The sequence below is a fragment of the Bradyrhizobium sp. CCGUVB14 genome (assembly GCF_024199935.1).
In the GTDB taxonomy this organism is placed as follows: Bacteria; Pseudomonadota; Alphaproteobacteria; order Rhizobiales; family Xanthobacteraceae; genus Bradyrhizobium.
Genome location: NZ_JANADS010000001.1, coordinates 6137956 through 6151638 on the forward strand (window position 1 = coordinate 6137956; position 13683 = coordinate 6151638).

The following is a 13683-nucleotide window of genomic DNA, read 5'->3' on the forward strand; positions in this document are numbered from 1 at the left end:
CCAGCTAGGTCGGAACCACGCCCTCGACGAACAGCAGTCGCCGTTCCAGCGCACCGGCGCGGATCTTCAACGCCTCGGCATATTCCGGCGAAGTGTACCATTCCTTCAGCCGCGCCATCGACGGAAATTCGACGATGACGATGGCCTTCGACGGATGGTTGCCCTCCGCCAGTTCCGCCCTGCCGCCGCGGACGAGGTAATGCCCGCCATACTGCGCAATCGTCTCTGCAGCGAGCGCGCGATAGGCTTCGAAGCCATCGGGATCGCGCATCTCGACCTCGGAGATCACATAAGCCGTCATGCGCGCAGGCTCTTCTTTTTGAGCATGATCTTGTCGGACAACCGCTTCACACTTTGCGCTAACGCGGCCCTTCGGGTCCGGATCATGCTCTTACGCAATCGTATTGACGATGCCGCCCTCGGCCCGCAATGCCGCGCCATTGGTTGCGGACGCCTCCTTCGAGGCGACGTAGACCACCATGTTGGCGATCTCGTCGACGCTGGCAAAGCGCTGGATCAGCGAGCTCGGACGATGCTGCTTGACGAAATTGGCGGCCGCCTCGTCGACCGATTGACCGTTCTGCTTGGCGAGATCCTTCACAAAAGTCTCGACGCCCTCGGACATGGTCGGACCCGGAAGCACCGAGTTCACGGTCACGCCGCTCCCCCGGGTCAGCTGCGCCAGCCCGCGCGCGACTGAGAGCTGGGCCGTCTTGCTCATGCCGTAGTGGATCATCTCGACGGGAATGTTGAGCCCGGACTCCGACGAGATGAAGACGATGCGGCCCCAGTTGCGCTTGAGCATGCCCTTTATGTACGCGCGCGACAGCCGCACGCCGCTCATGACGTTGACCTCGAAGAAGCGGCTCCAGTCCTCGTCCGGAATCTCGAAAAAGTCCTTCGGCTCGAAGATGCCGGCATTGTTGATGAGGATGTCGACCTCGGGCAGATCAGCAACGAGGGCCTTGCAGCCGGCAGCGGTCGAGACGTCTGCGGCGATGCCGCGCACCTTGGCCCCCGTTCCTTCCAGCTTGCGCACGGCCGCATCGACCTTGTCCTGGCCGCGCCCGTTGATCACCACGCTCGCGCCCGAGCCGGCGAGGCCCCTGGCGATGGCGTGGCCGATGCCGGCGGTCGAGCCGGTCACGAGGGCGGTCTTTCCGGAAAGGTCGATCTTCATGAATCGTCTCCATTGATGTCAGAGCGGATATCGTGCGCTGCACAGGCGCGTGCAATCGCCGCTCACCGACGCGTGAGGATCAACCGCGTGAGTTTGGGGATGGTGGGCACGGCACGCGAACAACGCGCCTTGGCCTACCCTACGATTTCGGCGGCAACGTCCGGACGAACGCGACGATGGCATCGAGATCCTGCGGCGACATGGTGGCGTACCCAGCATAAGCCATCGGCGGCTTCAGCTTGTGACCGTCGCGCGCGATACCTTGCGTAATCGCACGTTTGATTTCGTCGTCGCTCCACTGCCCGAGACCAGCCACGGGATCCCCGGTGATGTTGGGAGAGACGGACTCGCCCCACGGTCCCCGAAAGGTCCGGCCGCCCTTGCCGCTGGCGCCCGCGAAATCGTGCACTGCGGATGGCCCTTCCGGCGTATGGCATTCCAGACAATGGGCGATGGTCAGGAGATAGCGGCCACGAGCGAGCTTGTCGGACAGTTCCGCCTCGGTTGCCTGCTTGCCGGCATAGGTCGGCATCTCCGGCTTCAGCGCGACCTTGTATTCTGGCGCCGGCGTCTCGTGGCGCACGGACGGCACGGAACGCAAGTAAGCCGTGAGCGCATCGAGATCGCGCCCCGTAAGCACCGTGTAGAAGACGGTCGGCATGATCGGCGCCACGGCCGATCCGTTCGGCCTGATGCCGCTGACAAGGAAATGCTTCAGCTCGGCATCGCTCCAATTGCCGATGCCGGTTTCCTTGTCGGGCGTGATGTTGGAAGCGGTGACCTTGAAGGCGGGTTCGTCAAAGGTCTGCCCGCCCGAGAGCATGCGCGTCATATCGAGGCCCTGCGGCCCGCGCGGGGTATGGCAGTTGTTGCAGACCATCACGCTGTTGACGAGATAGGCGCCGCGCTCCACCAGCGTCTCGGCGGCGGCCGGCGACAACAGCAGCGCCAGCACGATCCCAAACACAATCCTCATCAGAGCCCCCCGGCCAGAATCGCGTTTCACCACAACGATGCGCGGCATGAGATATCGCCGACGCATACAAAAAAGCGGCGCCCAGGGGCGCCGCTTTCGAAGATCTCTGTACCGGCCGGCTTACGCCGCCTCGGCTTCCTTCGCCTGCACCGGACCGGAGTCCTGGCCCTTGGCATCGACGTCGCGATCGACGAACTCGATCACGGCCATCGCCGCGTTGTCGCCGTAGCGGAAGCCCGCCTTGATGATGCGGGTGTAGCCGCCCTGGCGATCCTTGTAGCGGGGCGCCAGCACGTCAAACAGCTTCTTGACCTGGTCCTTGTCGCGCATCTCGGAGATGGCCTGGCGGCGCAGGGACAGTCCACCCTTCTTGCCGAGGGTCACGAGCTTCTCGACGATCGGACGAAGCTCCTTGGCCTTGGGCAGCGTGGTGACGATCTGCTCGTGCTTGATCAGCGCGGCGCACATGTTGGCGAACATCGCGCGGCGATGCTCGGCCGTGCGGTTGAGCTTCCGATGAACCTTGCCGTGACGCATATGTCTATTCCTTACGTATGAACTGCCGCGACGGTTCGTCGGATCAGTTGCTCAGGTGGGCTGCCTGCGTTCGCCCATAAAAATGACGGCCGGAAACCCCGGCCGTCACGGTGAAGTACGGATCAGTAGTGATCCTCGAAGCGCTTGGCGAGCTCGTCGATGTTCTCCGGCGGCCAGCCCGGCACTTCCATGCCGAGGTGCAGACCCATCTGGGCCAGCACTTCCTTGATTTCGTTCAGCGACTTGCGGCCGAAGTTCGGGGTACGGAGCATTTCCGCTTCCGACTTCTGCACGAGGTCGCCGATGTAGACGATGTTGTCGTTCTTCAAGCAGTTGGCCGAACGCACCGACAGCTCGAGCTCGTCCACCTTCTTGAGGAAGGCCGGGTTGAAGGCGAGGTCCGGGATGATCTCCTGGGCGACTTCCTTGCGCGGCTCTTCGAAGTTGACGAACACGTTGAGCTGATCCTGCAGGATGCGGGCGGCGTAAGCCACCGAGTCATCCGGCGAGATCGCGCCGTTGGTCTCGATCGTCATGGTCAGCTTGTCGTAGTCGAGGATCTGGCCCTCGCGGGTGTTCTCGACCTTGTAGGAGACCTTGCGGACCGGCGAGTACAGGCTGTCGACCGGGATCAGGCCGATCGGCGCGTCCTCGGGGCGGTTGCGCTCGGCGGGCACGTAGCCCTTGCCGGTGGAGACCGTGAACTCCATGCGGATCTCGGCGCCCTCGTCGAGGGTGCAGATCTGGAGGTCCGGGTTGAGCACGGTGACGTCGCCAACCGTCTGGATGTCGCCGGCGGTGACAGTGCCCGGGCCCTGCTTCTTCACGACCATGCGCTTGGGGCCTTCGCCCTGCATCTTGATCGCGATATCCTTGATGTTCAGCACGATGTCGGTGACGTCCTCACGGACGCCAGCGATCGAGGAGAACTCGTGCAGCACGCCGTCGATGTGCACCGACTGCACCGCCGCGCCCTGAAGCGAGGAGAGCAGGATGCGACGCAGCGCGTTGCCGAGCGTCTGGCCGAAACCGCGCTCGAGCGGCTCGGCGACGATGGTCGCGAAACGCGAGGGGTCGCTGCCGGGCTGCACCTGGAGCTTGTTCGGCCGAATCAGTTCTTGCCAATTTTTCTGGATCGTCACTGTTTCACCCATACAGGCCAGTCGATTTGAAAGTTCAAATACTGGCGTTGGAGAAAGGCCGCAGATCAAACCCGCGGCTTCTTAAAAAAAGCATCGCGGGCGACGATGCGCCCGCAACTTCGTATCAGACGCGCCGACGCTTGCGCGGACGGCAGCCGTTGTGCGGGATCGTGGTCACGTCGCGGATCGAGGTGACGGTGAAGCCCGCGGCCTGCAGCGCGCGGAGCGCCGACTCACGGCCCGAACCGGGACCGGCGACTTCGACTTCGAGCGTGCGCATGCCGTGTTCCTGCGCCTTCTTGGACACGTCTTCGGCGGCGACCTGCGCGGCATACGGGGTCGACTTGCGCGAGCCCTTGAAGCCCATCGTGCCGGCGGAGGACCAGGCAATCGTGTTGCCCTGCGCGTCGGTGATGGTGATGGTCGTGTTGTTGAACGACGAGTTCACGTGCGCGACGCCGGAGGCGATGTTCTTGCGCTCACGACGACGAACGCGGGTGGCTTCCTTGCCCATAGACTACCTTTCCTGGAGATCTCAAACGCCGCCGTAATGCCAGCGGCTACACCTGATGGAACGAAAGGCGCGTGGCGAACGGGTTTCCCCGCTTCGCCACACGCCGCGATTGGATTCGAAAACTTACTTCTTCTTGCCGGCGATGGCCTTGGCCGGGCCCTTGCGCGTACGCGCATTGGTGTGGGTCCGCTGACCGCGCACCGGCAGACCGCGACGATGACGCAGGCCGCGATAGCAGCCGAGGTCCATCAGACGCTTGATGTTGATACCGACCTCACGACGCAGATCGCCCTCGACGAGATAGTCGCGGTCGATCACTTCGCGGATCTGGAGCACTTCAGCATCGCTGAGCTGATTGACGCGACGATCCTCGGGGATCTTCACCTTTTCGAGGATCTCACCAGCGATCTTCTGGCCGATGCCATGGATGTACTGGAGCGCGATCAGCACGCGCTTGTTGGTCGGAATGTTCACGCCGGCAATACGGGCCACGGCCTTCTCTCCTGTTGCCGATCCCTCGTCAGGAATCGGGCTTTAAGTGCTTATGTTTCTCGGGCAGGTGTTCACAAACGCGAACACGACGCCCACCCCTGGTCTTCCTGGGGCCCGGCATCGTTTGAAACTATCCGACTTGGATGCGGGGCTTATTAAGGGATTCAGGGGGCTTTCGTCAACCGCCGCTAGCGCTTGGCTCGCTTTTTCGTGACCTTTTTTGGACCCTTCTTCGAACCTTTTTTGACGGCCTTTTTAGCGGTCTTTTTGACCGTTTTCTTGACGGTCTTCTTGGCTGCCTTTTTGGCGCCCTTCACGGCCTTTTTGGCGGATTTGGCCGATTTGGCAGCCTTTTTGGCCGCTTTCGCCGGCTTTTTGGCCGTTTTCTTCGCGGCCTTGGCCTTCGCCTTAGCCTTCTTGGCCCCCGTCTTGGCCGGCGCCGCCTTGGCCGCACTGCGGGCATGGGTCTTCGGCTCGACCGCGCCGAGCGCCAGGAGCTGGCGGTGGATGGCGCGGGTGACCTCGTCGATGGCCATCATGCCGTCGATGGTCGAGAGCTTCCGACGCTCGGAGTAGTAGTGAATCAGCGGTTCCGTCTGGCTGCGGTAGCTGGCGAGCCGCTTGGTCAGGACCTCGGGCGTGTCGTCGACCCGGACCTCCTCCCCGCGCTCCCGCATCTGGGCGACACGGGTCTCGACGCGACTCAGCAGCGCGCTCTCGTTGACGCGGAGCTCGATCACGGCGTCGAGCTTGAGATGCTTGTGCCGGAGCAGATCGTCCAGCGCTTCGGCCTGCGGCACGGTGCGCGGGAAACCGTCGAGGATGAAACCGTTCTTCGCGTCCGGCTGGTCGATGCGATCGGAGATGATCCCCACCACGACCTCGTCGGGCACGAGCCCGCCACCGGCCATGATCTCCTTGGCTTTCAGCCCGACCGGCGTTCCGGCCGCGACGGCTGCGCGCAACATCTCACCGGTCGAGAGCTGGACGATGCCATAGCGCTGCACCAGCAGCTGCGCCTGGGTCCCCTTGCCCGATCCTGGCGGTCCCAGAAGTATAATTCTCATTGGCGTACGCCCCCCGGATTGGTGAGCGATACGTCGCGCACCTGTGTTTGAAAGTTCAGTAACAGTGCAAATCATAATCGGCGCCGCACCGCTACCCATATCATAGGGGAGCAAATGCCCGGACGCCAAGAAGGCCTTTGAAATCAGTGATTGCGCTGCAGTGAGAGCAGCTCTGCCGCCGCGGCCGAATGACCGGCTGATCGCTTCAGTGGGCGCCGCGCGTCACTCGCGCGGCGAATCGGCGGCACGGGCGCGCCGCCGGAAGAGGACGCCGCGTCTTAGCGGCGGCGGCCCCGGAGCTTCGACTTGCGGATCAGGCCTTCATACTGATGGGCCAGCAGATAGCCCTGCACCTGCGCAACCGTATCCATCGTGACGCTGACGACGATCAGCAGCGAGGTGCCGCCGAAATAGAACGGCACCGAGGCGTAGGAGATCAGGATCTCAGGGATCAAGCAGACGATCGCCAGATAGATCGCGCCGAGCACGGTGATGCGCGACAGCACGTAGTCGATATATTCCGCCGTGCGCTCGCCCGGACGGATGCCCGGGATGAACCCGCCATGCTTCTTCAGGTTGTCCGCGGTCTCGGTCGGGTTGAACACGATCGCGGTGTAGAAGAACGCGAAGAACACGATCAACGCGAGATAGAGGATCAGGAACAGCGGGCGGCCGTGGCCGAGCTGGGTCGTGATCCACTGGAACCATTCAGGCCCACTGCCCGCGTTGAAGTTGGCAACCGTGGTCGGCAGCAACAGCAGCGAGGACGCGAAGATCGGCGGAATCACGCCGGAGGTGTTGAGCTTGAGCGGCAGATGCGAGGACTGGCCCTCGAACATCTTGTTGCCGACCTGGCGCTTCGGATACTGGATCAGCAGCCGGCGCTGGGCGCGCTCCATGAACACGATGAAGGCGATCACGGCGACCGCCATCACGATCACGACCAGGATCAGGCCGGTCGACATCGCACCCTGTCGGCCGAGCTCGAGCATGTTGGCGAGCGCCGCCGGCAGCTCGGCGACGATGCCGGAGAGAATGATCAGCGAGATACCGTTGCCGATGCCGCGCGAGGTGATCTGCTCGCCCAGCCACATCAGGAACATGGTGCCGCCGGTCAGCGTGATCGCGGTGGAGAGACGGAAGAACATGCCGGGGTCGCTGACGACATTGCCGGCGCCTTCGAGGCCGACCGCGATGCCGTAGGACTGGAACGCGGCCAGGATCACCGTGAGATAGCGCGTGTACTGGTTCAGCGTCTTGCGGCCCGCCTCGCCTTCCTTCTTCAGCGCCTCGAGCTGCGGCGAGACGGTGGTCAGAAGCTGGATGATGATCGAGGCCGAGATGTACGGCATGATGTTCAGCGCAAAGATCGCCATGCGGTGGATGCCACCGCCGGCGAACATGTTGAACATGCCGAGGATGCCGCCCGCCTGCGACTTGAACACCTGCTCCCAGATGTTGGGATCGATGCCGGGCAGCGGGATGTAGGTCCCGAGCCGATAAACGAGCAGCGCACCCAGGGTGAACCAGATGCGCTTCTTCAGTTCGTCGGCCTTGGCAAACGCGCCGAAATTGAGGTTGGCTGCCAGTTGTTCCGCTGCTGAGGCCATATTGGACTTTCTCCCGCCGCCTATTGCGCCGTCATACCCGCGGCCGGGCTATACTAGCGGACGCCGGACATTATCTGGGGCTTCGGCTTCGATAAGTCCATCGTCCCGCATGCGTAAAGGCCCGCGAGCCGCGGGCCAATGACGCAGTTGTTACGCCGCCTCGCCTTCTTCCTTGGCAGGGGCGAGGATCTTCACCGAACCGCCGGCCTTCTCGACCACTTCGATCGCGGTCTTGGTGGCGCCGTGCACTTCGATGTTGAGCTTGGCCTTGAGCTCGCCGCGGCCGAGCAGCCGCAGGCCGCCCTTGGCGCGGCGCAGCACGCCGGCCTTCACCAGAGCCTCGACGTTCACGACGCTACCGGTCTCGAGCTTCTTGGCATCGACCGCATCCTGGAGCCGGTCGAGATTGATCTCGGCGTACTCGACACGGAAGATGTTGTTGAAGCCGCGCTTGGGCAGACGGCGATGCATCGGCATCTGGCCGCCTTCGAAACCCTTGATGCGCACGCCCGAACGCGCGGTCTGACCCTTGCCGCCGCGGCCGGACTGCTTGCCCTTGCCCGAACCGATGCCACGGCCGACGCGCATGCGCTTCTTGCGCGAGCCGGCGTTGTCGGCGATATCGCTGAGCTTCATCGCCCTGCTCCTTTTACTTCTCGTCGACAATGCGAACGAGATGGTGAACCTTTTCGATCATGCCGCGGACGGCCGGGGTGTCCGGCAGTTCGCTGGTGCGGCCGATCTTGTTGAGCTTGAGCCCGATCAGCGTCGAACGCTGCGAGTGATGGCGGCGGATCGCGCTGCCGGTCTGCTCAAGCTTGATCGTCTTTGCGGCCTTGGCCATCGTGGTCTACTCCGAAAAGCGTTCGTTAGTCCGCAGCCGCCTCGGCATCGCCGCCGACGCGACGACCCTGAAGGGTGGACACCTTGATGTTGCGGCGCGCCGCGACCGAACGCGGGCTGTCCTGATGCTTCAGCGCATCGAAGGTCGCGCGAACCATGTTGTACGGGTTCGACGAGCCGATCGACTTCGCCACCACGTCCTGGACGCCGAGCGTCTCGAACACGGCGCGCATCGGACCACCGGCGATGATGCCGGTACCGGCCGGAGCGGCACGCAGGTAGACACGGCCCGCGCCATGACGGCCGGCGATGTCGTGATGCAGCGTACGGCCCTCGCGCAGCGACACGCGGGTCAGGTTGCGCTTGGCGGACTCGGTGGCCTTGCGAATCGCCTCAGGCACTTCGCGCGCCTTGCCGTGACCGAAGCCGGCGCGGCCCTTCTGATCGCCGATCACGACCAGCGCTGCGAAACCGAAGCGCTTACCGCCCTTGACGACCTTCGCCACGCGATTGATGTGGACGAGCTTGTCGACGAACTCGCTGTCGCGCTCCTCGCGCTCCTTGCGCTCACGTCCGCCGCCGCGCTGATCGCGTCCACCACGCTGTTCGCGTTCTGCCATGGTTTTTCCAATCCTTCAGAGGCTTACGCCTCAATCCTCAAATTCTGTTAGAAGCTCAGCCCGCTCTCACGCGCTGCGTCGGCAAGAGCCTTGACGCGCCCGTGGTAGAGGTAGCTGCCGCGATCGAACACGACTTCCTTGACGCCCTTCTCGGCGGCGCGCTCGGCCAGCAGCTTGCCGACCGCCTTCGCCGCATCGATGTCGGCGCCGGTCTTGCCGCCGTCGCGCATCGACTTCTCGAGCGACGAGGCAGAGGCCAGCGTCTCGCCCTTCAGGTCGTCGATGACCTGGGCGTAGATGTGCTTGGACGAGCGGAACACCGACAGACGCGGACGACCACCACCGGAGCGGCGCAGCTTCAGCCGCACACTCCGCTTGCGCCGGGCATTGGTAACCTTGGCTTTGGACATGACCGGCTCCGTTACTTCTTCTTGCCTTCCTTGCGGAAGATGAATTCGCCAACATACTTCACGCCCTTGCCCTTGTAGGGCTCCGGCGGGCGATAAGAGCGGATCTCAGCGGCGACCTGGCCGACGCGCTGGATGTCGCTGCCCGTCACCGTGATCTCGGTCGGCTTCGGCACGGTGATCGTGATCCCTTCCGGGATCGCATAGACCACATCGTGGCTGTAACCGAGCGCGAGCTGCAGGTTCTTGCCCTGCATCGCGGCGCGGTAACCGACGCCGGTGATTTCGAGCTTCTTCTCGAAGCCCTTGGTGACGCCTTCGACCAGATTCGCGACCTGGGCGCGAGCCGTACCGTACAGCGCGCGCGCGCGGTTGGTCTCAGCCCGCGGCTTGACCTTGACCTGGCCGTTCTCGAGCTTCACCTCGACGTCGTCATGAACGACGAACTGAAGCTGGCCCTTCGGCCCCTTCATCTTGACGGTCTGCCCGTCGACGGTCGCGGTCACCCCCGACGGCACCGCAACCGGCCTTTTGCCAACACGTGACATGGATCAAAAATCCTTCTCAGAACACCGTGAAGAGGACTTCACCGCCCACGTTCGCTTCACGCGCACTGTGGTCGGCCATGATCCCCTTCGGCGTCGACAACACCGAAATACCGAGTCCGTTATTGACCCGCGGCAGAGCCTTCACCGAGGCGTAGACACGACGCCCGGGCTTGGAGACTCGTTCGATCTCGCGGATGACGGGCTCGCCGTCGAAATACTTCAGCTCGATCTCGATCTCGCTGCGGCCCGAGGCGTGCTCGACCGTGGCGAAGCCGCGGATGTAGCCTTCGCTTTTCAGCACTTCGAGCACGTTCTCGCGCATCTTCGAGCCGGGCGTGGAGACCTTGCTCTTGGAACGCAGCTGCGCATTGCGGATGCGGGTGATCAGATCGCTGATTGGATCGTGCGTAGACATCTAAACGACCCTCCTTACCAGCTCGACTTCACGAGGCCCGGGACCATGCCCTTGGAGCCAAGGTCGCGGAGCGCGATACGGGACAGCTTGTTCTTGCGATAGTTCGAGCGCGGGCGGCCCGACAGCTCGCAACGCAGACGGATGCGGGTGGCCGACGAATTGCGCGGCATTTCCGCCAGCTTCAGGGTCGCGGCGAACCGCTCTTCCATCGGCAGCGTCTTGTCGGCGATGATCGCCTTCAACCGCTCGCGCTTCGGGGCGGCGTTCTTCACCATCCGCTTGCGCCGGTTGTTCTTCTCAACTGAACTCTTCTTTGCCATGCTTGGCTCCTGGGTATCCGCGTTTGAGAGGCTTTAGGTCAGCGTCTCACTGCCGGAACGGGAAATTGAAAGCGGTCAACAAGGCCCTCGCCTCTTCGTCGGTCTTGGCCGTGGTGCAGACGGTGATGTCCATACCGCGGGCTTCCGTGACCTTGTCGAAGTCGATCTCGGGGAAAATGATGTGCTCCTTGATGCCGAGCGAGTAGTTGCCGCGGCCGTCAAAGCTCTTCGGGTTCAGGCCGCGGAAGTCGCGGACGCGCGGCAGCGCGACCGTCACCAGGCGATCGATGAACTCGTACATGCGGGCCTTGCGCAGCGTGACCTTGCAGCCGATCGGCTGATTTTCACGCAGCTTGAAGGTCGCGATCGCGATACGCGAGTAGGTCACGATCGCCTTCTGGCCGGCGATCTGGGTCAGCTCGGCAGCGGCGGTCTCGGCCTTCTTGCGGTCGTTGACGGAATCGCCAACGCCCATGTTCAGCACGACCTTGTCCAGGCGCGGAACCTGCATCACGTTCTCATAACCGAACTTCTCGGTCATGGCCGTGCGGATCTTCGCGTCATATTCCGCGCGCAGGCGCGGGGTGTAAGCGGCCTCAGCCATCGATCTCAGCTCCCGAGCTCTTGGCGATGCGGACCTTCTTGCCGTCCGCCAGAATCTTGAATCCGACGCGGGTCGGCTTTCCATCCTTGCCGACATACGCGATGTTGGACAGTTGGATCGGCGCCTCTTTCGAGATGATGCCGCCCTCCTGGGCCTGCGTCTGCTTCTGGTGACGCTTGACCATGTTGATGCCGCGCACGAGGGCCGTGCCGGCCTCGGGGCGCACCTCGAACACTTCGCCGCTGCGACCCTTGTCGCGGCCGGTCAGCACGACGACCTTGTCGCCCTTGCGGATCTTCGCAGCCATCACAGCACCTCCGGCGCGAGCGAAATGATCTTCATGTGGTTCTTGGCGCGCAGCTCGCGCGGCACGGGCCCGAAGATACGGGTGCCGACCGGCTCGGACTGATTGTTGATCAGAACGGCGGCGTTGCGGTCGAAGCGGATGACCGAACCGTCAGCGCGGCGGATGTCCTTGCGGACACGCACCACGACGGCCTTCATCACGTCGCCCTTCTTCACCTTGCCACGCGGAATGGCTTCCTTGATCGAGACGACAATGATGTCGCCGATCGTGGCGTAGCGGCGCTTGGAGCCTCCGAGCACCTTGATACACATGACACGGCGTGCGCCAGAATTATCGGCCACGTCGAGGTTGGTCTGCATCTGAATCATTGATGCACCTCGTCCTCTTTCTCTTTGCGCCAGCCTAGCCGGCGCTCAACATTTCCCTGAAGTCAGTCGGCCAAGGCCAACAGATCAGGCGCTTTTCTTGTGTTCGCCCCGGATCACGATCCAGCACTTCAACTTCGAAATCGGCTTCGTCTCTTCGATCCAAACCATGTCGCCCGGCTTGAACTCGTTGTTCTCGTCGTGCGCGTGGTAGTTCTTCGAACGGCGGATCGTCTTCTTGTAGATCGGATGCGTGAAGCGGCGATCGACGCGCACCACGACGGTCTTGGCAGTCTTGTCGCTGACGACCACGCCTTGCAAAGTACGTTTCGGCATATCCGTTAGCCCCTTACTTCTTCTTCGCGCGCGCTTGCGCGGCGACGGTCTTGATCCGGGCGATGTCACGACGGGCCTCGCGCAGGCGCGAGGTGTTCTCGAGCTGCCCGGTGGCACGCTGGAAGCGCAGGTTGAAGCGCTCCTTCTTCAGGTTCAGGACGGCGTCGTCCTGCTGGTCGGGGCTCATCGCGCGGATGTCTTCGATCTTCATCTGGGCCATGACCATTACTCCGCAATGCGCTCGACGAAGCGCGTCTTGATCGGCAGCTTGGCGGCCGCGAGCGTCAGCGCTTCGCGCGCCGTCTGGGTGTTGACGCCGTCGATCTCGAACAGCACCCGGCCCGGCTTGACGCGGGCGACCCACAGTTCCGGCGAACCCTTGCCGGAGCCCATGCGGACTTCGGCCGGCTTCTTCGACACCGGAACGTCGGGGAACACGCGGATCCAGACGCGGCCGGCGCGCTTCATGTGGCGGGTCAGCGCGCGGCGGGCAGCCTCGATCTGACGCGCAGTGACGCGCTCAGGCTCGGTTGCCTTCAGGCCGAACTGGCCGAATGCCAACGTCGCGCCCGAAGTCGCAACGCCGTGAATCCGGCCCTTATGCGCCTTCCGGAACTTCGTTTTCTTAGGTTGCATCATGGCTTTAAGCCCTCAAATTCTCAGGTCGATCAGGCTGCAGCCGTGTCGCGGCGCCCACGGCCACCACGATCGCTGCTACCACCCGTCTCGCCTTCGGCCATTCTCTTGTCCTGGGCCATCGGATCGTGCTCGAGGATCTCACCCTTGAAGATCCAGACCTTGACGCCGCAGGTGCCGAAGGTCGTGAACGCGGTCGCAACGCCGTAGTCGATGTCGGCGCGCAGCGTGTGCAGCGGCACGCGACCTTCGCGATACCACTCCATGCGCGCGATTTCCGCACCGCCCAGACGACCCGAGCAGTTGATGCGGATGCCTTCCGCGCCGAGACGCATTGCCGACTGAACGGCGCGCTTCATGGCGCGCCGGAACGCCACGCGGCGCTCGAGCTGCTGCGCGATCGACTCGGCCACCAGCGTCGCATCGAGCTCCGGCTTGCGGATTTCGACGATGTTGATGACGACGTCGGACGAGGTGATGTCCGCGACCTTCTTGCGAAGCTTGTCGATGTCGGCGCCCTTCTTGCCGATCACCACGCCCGGACGAGCCGAGTGGATGGTGACGCGGCACTTCTTGTGCGGACGCTCGATCACGATGCGGGCGACGGCCGCCTGCTTGAGCTCCTTGTGCAGGATCTCGCGGATCTTGACGTCCTCGTGCAGCAGCTTGCCGTATTCCTGCTTGCCGGCGAACCAGCGGGAATCCCAGGTCCGGTTGATGCCGAGACGCAGACCGATCGGATTGATCTTTTGACCCATCGTTTT

23 protein-coding genes are annotated in these 13683 nt (G+C 63.3%); all 23 read right to left on the bottom strand.

Translation table 11 applies throughout. From position 1 onward, the window contains the following. Window positions 1-4 precede the first annotated feature (4 nt). The gene (locus tag NLM32_RS28805) at window positions 5-301 is read right to left on the bottom strand and encodes a DUF1330 domain-containing protein (protein WP_254132174.1); all 297 of its coding nucleotides are present in this window, start codon (window positions 299-301) and stop codon (window positions 5-7) included. Window positions 302-391: 90 nt separating this feature from the next. Further along, window positions 392-1180 (bottom strand): SDR family NAD(P)-dependent oxidoreductase, encoded by a 789-nt coding sequence (locus NLM32_RS28810; RefSeq protein WP_254132175.1) that lies wholly within the window; start codon window positions 1178-1180, stop codon window positions 392-394. A gap of 139 nt (window positions 1181-1319) precedes the next feature. Beyond that, the gene (locus NLM32_RS28815; RefSeq protein ID WP_254132176.1) at window positions 1320-2156 is read right to left on the bottom strand and encodes a c-type cytochrome; all 837 of its coding nucleotides are present in this window, start codon (window positions 2154-2156) and stop codon (window positions 1320-1322) included. Window positions 2157-2276: 120 nt separating this feature from the next. Next, a complete protein-coding gene (gene rplQ, locus NLM32_RS28820) occupies window positions 2277-2693 on the bottom strand; it encodes a 50S ribosomal protein L17 (RefSeq protein WP_212324938.1) in 417 nt (138 codons plus the stop codon). Between the two features lie 122 nt (window positions 2694-2815). After that, on the bottom strand, window positions 2816-3847 hold the full coding sequence (locus tag NLM32_RS28825; protein WP_254132177.1) for a DNA-directed RNA polymerase subunit alpha: 1032 nt from the start codon (window positions 3845-3847) through the stop codon (window positions 2816-2818). Between the two features lie 112 nt (window positions 3848-3959). Beyond that, complete coding sequence (gene rpsK / locus NLM32_RS28830; protein WP_007603045.1) at window positions 3960-4349, bottom strand: 30S ribosomal protein S11; 390 nt, start codon at window positions 4347-4349, stop codon at window positions 3960-3962. A gap of 123 nt (window positions 4350-4472) precedes the next feature. Then, entirely contained in the window at window positions 4473-4841 is a 369-nt protein-coding gene (gene rpsM, locus NLM32_RS28835) for a 30S ribosomal protein S13 (protein ID WP_014494511.1), read from the bottom strand. 188 nt (window positions 4842-5029) lie between these two features. Further along, window positions 5030-5908, bottom strand: coding sequence for an adenylate kinase (locus NLM32_RS28840; RefSeq protein WP_254132178.1), 879 nt, complete (start codon window positions 5906-5908; stop codon window positions 5030-5032). Between the two features lie 278 nt (window positions 5909-6186). Next, on the bottom strand, window positions 6187-7518 hold the full coding sequence (secY, locus tag NLM32_RS28845) for a preprotein translocase subunit SecY (RefSeq protein ID WP_254132179.1): 1332 nt from the start codon (window positions 7516-7518) through the stop codon (window positions 6187-6189). Window positions 7519-7668: 150 nt separating this feature from the next. Further along, window positions 7669-8154, bottom strand: coding sequence for a 50S ribosomal protein L15 (gene rplO, locus NLM32_RS28850; RefSeq protein WP_254132180.1), 486 nt, complete (start codon window positions 8152-8154; stop codon window positions 7669-7671). Window positions 8155-8167: 13 nt separating this feature from the next. Continuing rightward, window positions 8168-8362, bottom strand: coding sequence for a 50S ribosomal protein L30 (rpmD, locus tag NLM32_RS28855; RefSeq protein ID WP_011088137.1), 195 nt, complete (start codon window positions 8360-8362; stop codon window positions 8168-8170). Window positions 8363-8387: 25 nt separating this feature from the next. Then, window positions 8388-8981: a 30S ribosomal protein S5 gene (rpsE, locus tag NLM32_RS28860; protein WP_194482266.1), complete on the bottom strand. Its 594-nt coding sequence runs from the start codon at window positions 8979-8981 to the stop codon at window positions 8388-8390. 47 nt (window positions 8982-9028) lie between these two features. Continuing rightward, window positions 9029-9391, bottom strand: a complete 363-nt coding sequence (gene rplR / locus NLM32_RS28865; RefSeq protein WP_007603036.1) for a 50S ribosomal protein L18 — start codon at window positions 9389-9391, stop codon at window positions 9029-9031. Between the two features lie 11 nt (window positions 9392-9402). Continuing rightward, complete coding sequence (gene rplF, locus NLM32_RS28870) at window positions 9403-9936, bottom strand: 50S ribosomal protein L6 (RefSeq protein ID WP_254132181.1); 534 nt, start codon at window positions 9934-9936, stop codon at window positions 9403-9405. Window positions 9937-9952: 16 nt separating this feature from the next. Then, complete coding sequence (gene rpsH / locus NLM32_RS28875; protein WP_254132182.1) at window positions 9953-10351, bottom strand: 30S ribosomal protein S8; 399 nt, start codon at window positions 10349-10351, stop codon at window positions 9953-9955. A gap of 14 nt (window positions 10352-10365) precedes the next feature. Then, the gene (gene rpsN, locus NLM32_RS28880) at window positions 10366-10671 is read right to left on the bottom strand and encodes a 30S ribosomal protein S14 (protein ID WP_057745473.1); all 306 of its coding nucleotides are present in this window, start codon (window positions 10669-10671) and stop codon (window positions 10366-10368) included. 46 nt (window positions 10672-10717) lie between these two features. Further along, complete coding sequence (rplE, locus tag NLM32_RS28885; RefSeq protein ID WP_011088141.1) at window positions 10718-11275, bottom strand: 50S ribosomal protein L5; 558 nt, start codon at window positions 11273-11275, stop codon at window positions 10718-10720. Then, window positions 11268-11582, bottom strand: a complete 315-nt coding sequence (rplX, locus tag NLM32_RS28890; protein WP_212235942.1) for a 50S ribosomal protein L24 — start codon at window positions 11580-11582, stop codon at window positions 11268-11270. Before rplX ends, rplE begins: the two co-directional genes overlap by 8 nt. Continuing rightward, window positions 11582-11950, bottom strand: coding sequence for a 50S ribosomal protein L14 (gene rplN / locus NLM32_RS28895; RefSeq protein WP_007603030.1), 369 nt, complete (start codon window positions 11948-11950; stop codon window positions 11582-11584). The genes rplX and rplN overlap by 1 nt, the downstream gene beginning before the upstream one ends. A gap of 84 nt (window positions 11951-12034) precedes the next feature. Further along, a complete protein-coding gene (rpsQ, locus tag NLM32_RS28900; protein WP_057745481.1) occupies window positions 12035-12283 on the bottom strand; it encodes a 30S ribosomal protein S17 in 249 nt (82 codons plus the stop codon). Between the two features lie 13 nt (window positions 12284-12296). Next, the gene (gene rpmC, locus NLM32_RS28905; RefSeq protein WP_027535297.1) at window positions 12297-12503 is read right to left on the bottom strand and encodes a 50S ribosomal protein L29; all 207 of its coding nucleotides are present in this window, start codon (window positions 12501-12503) and stop codon (window positions 12297-12299) included. Between the two features lie 5 nt (window positions 12504-12508). Beyond that, window positions 12509-12922, bottom strand: a complete 414-nt coding sequence (gene rplP, locus NLM32_RS28910) for a 50S ribosomal protein L16 (protein WP_027535296.1) — start codon at window positions 12920-12922, stop codon at window positions 12509-12511. A gap of 29 nt (window positions 12923-12951) precedes the next feature. Further along, window positions 12952-13677: a 30S ribosomal protein S3 gene (gene rpsC, locus NLM32_RS28915; RefSeq protein ID WP_254132183.1), complete on the bottom strand. Its 726-nt coding sequence runs from the start codon at window positions 13675-13677 to the stop codon at window positions 12952-12954. Window positions 13678-13683: the final 6 nt, after the last annotated feature.

Coding starts and splice junctions, on each gene's coding strand:
- NLM32_RS28805 (WP_254132174.1), bottom strand. CDS start 301: ATGACGGCTTATGTGATCTCCGAGGTCGAGATGCGCGATCCCGATGGC.
- NLM32_RS28810 (WP_254132175.1), bottom strand. CDS start 1,180: ATGAAGATCGACCTTTCCGGAAAGACCGCCCTCGTGACCGGCTCGACC.
- NLM32_RS28815 (WP_254132176.1), bottom strand. CDS start 2,156: ATGAGGATTGTGTTTGGGATCGTGCTGGCGCTGCTGTTGTCGCCGGCC.
- rplQ (WP_212324938.1), bottom strand. CDS start 2,693: ATGCGTCACGGCAAGGTTCATCGGAAGCTCAACCGCACGGCCGAGCAT.
- NLM32_RS28825 (WP_254132177.1), bottom strand. CDS start 3,847: ATGGGTGAAACAGTGACGATCCAGAAAAATTGGCAAGAACTGATTCGG.
- rpsK (WP_007603045.1), bottom strand. CDS start 4,349: ATGGGCAAGGAAGCCACCCGCGTTCGTCGTCGTGAGCGCAAGAACATC.
- NLM32_RS28840 (WP_254132178.1), bottom strand. CDS start 5,908: ATGAGAATTATACTTCTGGGACCGCCAGGATCGGGCAAGGGGACCCAG.
- secY (WP_254132179.1), bottom strand. CDS start 7,518: ATGGCCTCAGCAGCGGAACAACTGGCAGCCAACCTCAATTTCGGCGCG.
- rplO (WP_254132180.1), bottom strand. CDS start 8,154: ATGAAGCTCAGCGATATCGCCGACAACGCCGGCTCGCGCAAGAAGCGC.
- rpmD (WP_011088137.1), bottom strand. CDS start 8,362: ATGGCCAAGGCCGCAAAGACGATCAAGCTTGAGCAGACCGGCAGCGCG.
- rpsE (WP_194482266.1), bottom strand. CDS start 8,981: ATGGCAGAACGCGAACAGCGTGGTGGACGCGATCAGCGCGGCGGCGGA.
- rplR (WP_007603036.1), bottom strand. CDS start 9,391: ATGTCCAAAGCCAAGGTTACCAATGCCCGGCGCAAGCGGAGTGTGCGG.
- rplF (WP_254132181.1), bottom strand. CDS start 9,936: ATGTCACGTGTTGGCAAAAGGCCGGTTGCGGTGCCGTCGGGGGTGACC.
- rpsH (WP_254132182.1), bottom strand. CDS start 10,351: ATGTCTACGCACGATCCAATCAGCGATCTGATCACCCGCATCCGCAAT.
- rpsN (WP_057745473.1), bottom strand. CDS start 10,671: ATGGCAAAGAAGAGTTCAGTTGAGAAGAACAACCGGCGCAAGCGGATG.
- rplE (WP_011088141.1), bottom strand. CDS start 11,275: ATGGCTGAGGCCGCTTACACCCCGCGCCTGCGCGCGGAATATGACGCG.
- rplX (WP_212235942.1), bottom strand. CDS start 11,582: ATGGCTGCGAAGATCCGCAAGGGCGACAAGGTCGTCGTGCTGACCGGC.
- rplN (WP_007603030.1), bottom strand. CDS start 11,950: ATGATTCAGATGCAGACCAACCTCGACGTGGCCGATAATTCTGGCGCA.
- rpsQ (WP_057745481.1), bottom strand. CDS start 12,283: ATGCCGAAACGTACTTTGCAAGGCGTGGTCGTCAGCGACAAGACTGCC.
- rpmC (WP_027535297.1), bottom strand. CDS start 12,503: ATGGCCCAGATGAAGATCGAAGACATCCGCGCGATGAGCCCCGACCAG.
- rplP (WP_027535296.1), bottom strand. CDS start 12,922: ATGATGCAACCTAAGAAAACGAAGTTCCGGAAGGCGCATAAGGGCCGG.
- rpsC (WP_254132183.1), bottom strand. CDS start 13,677: ATGGGTCAAAAGATCAATCCGATCGGTCTGCGTCTCGGCATCAACCGG.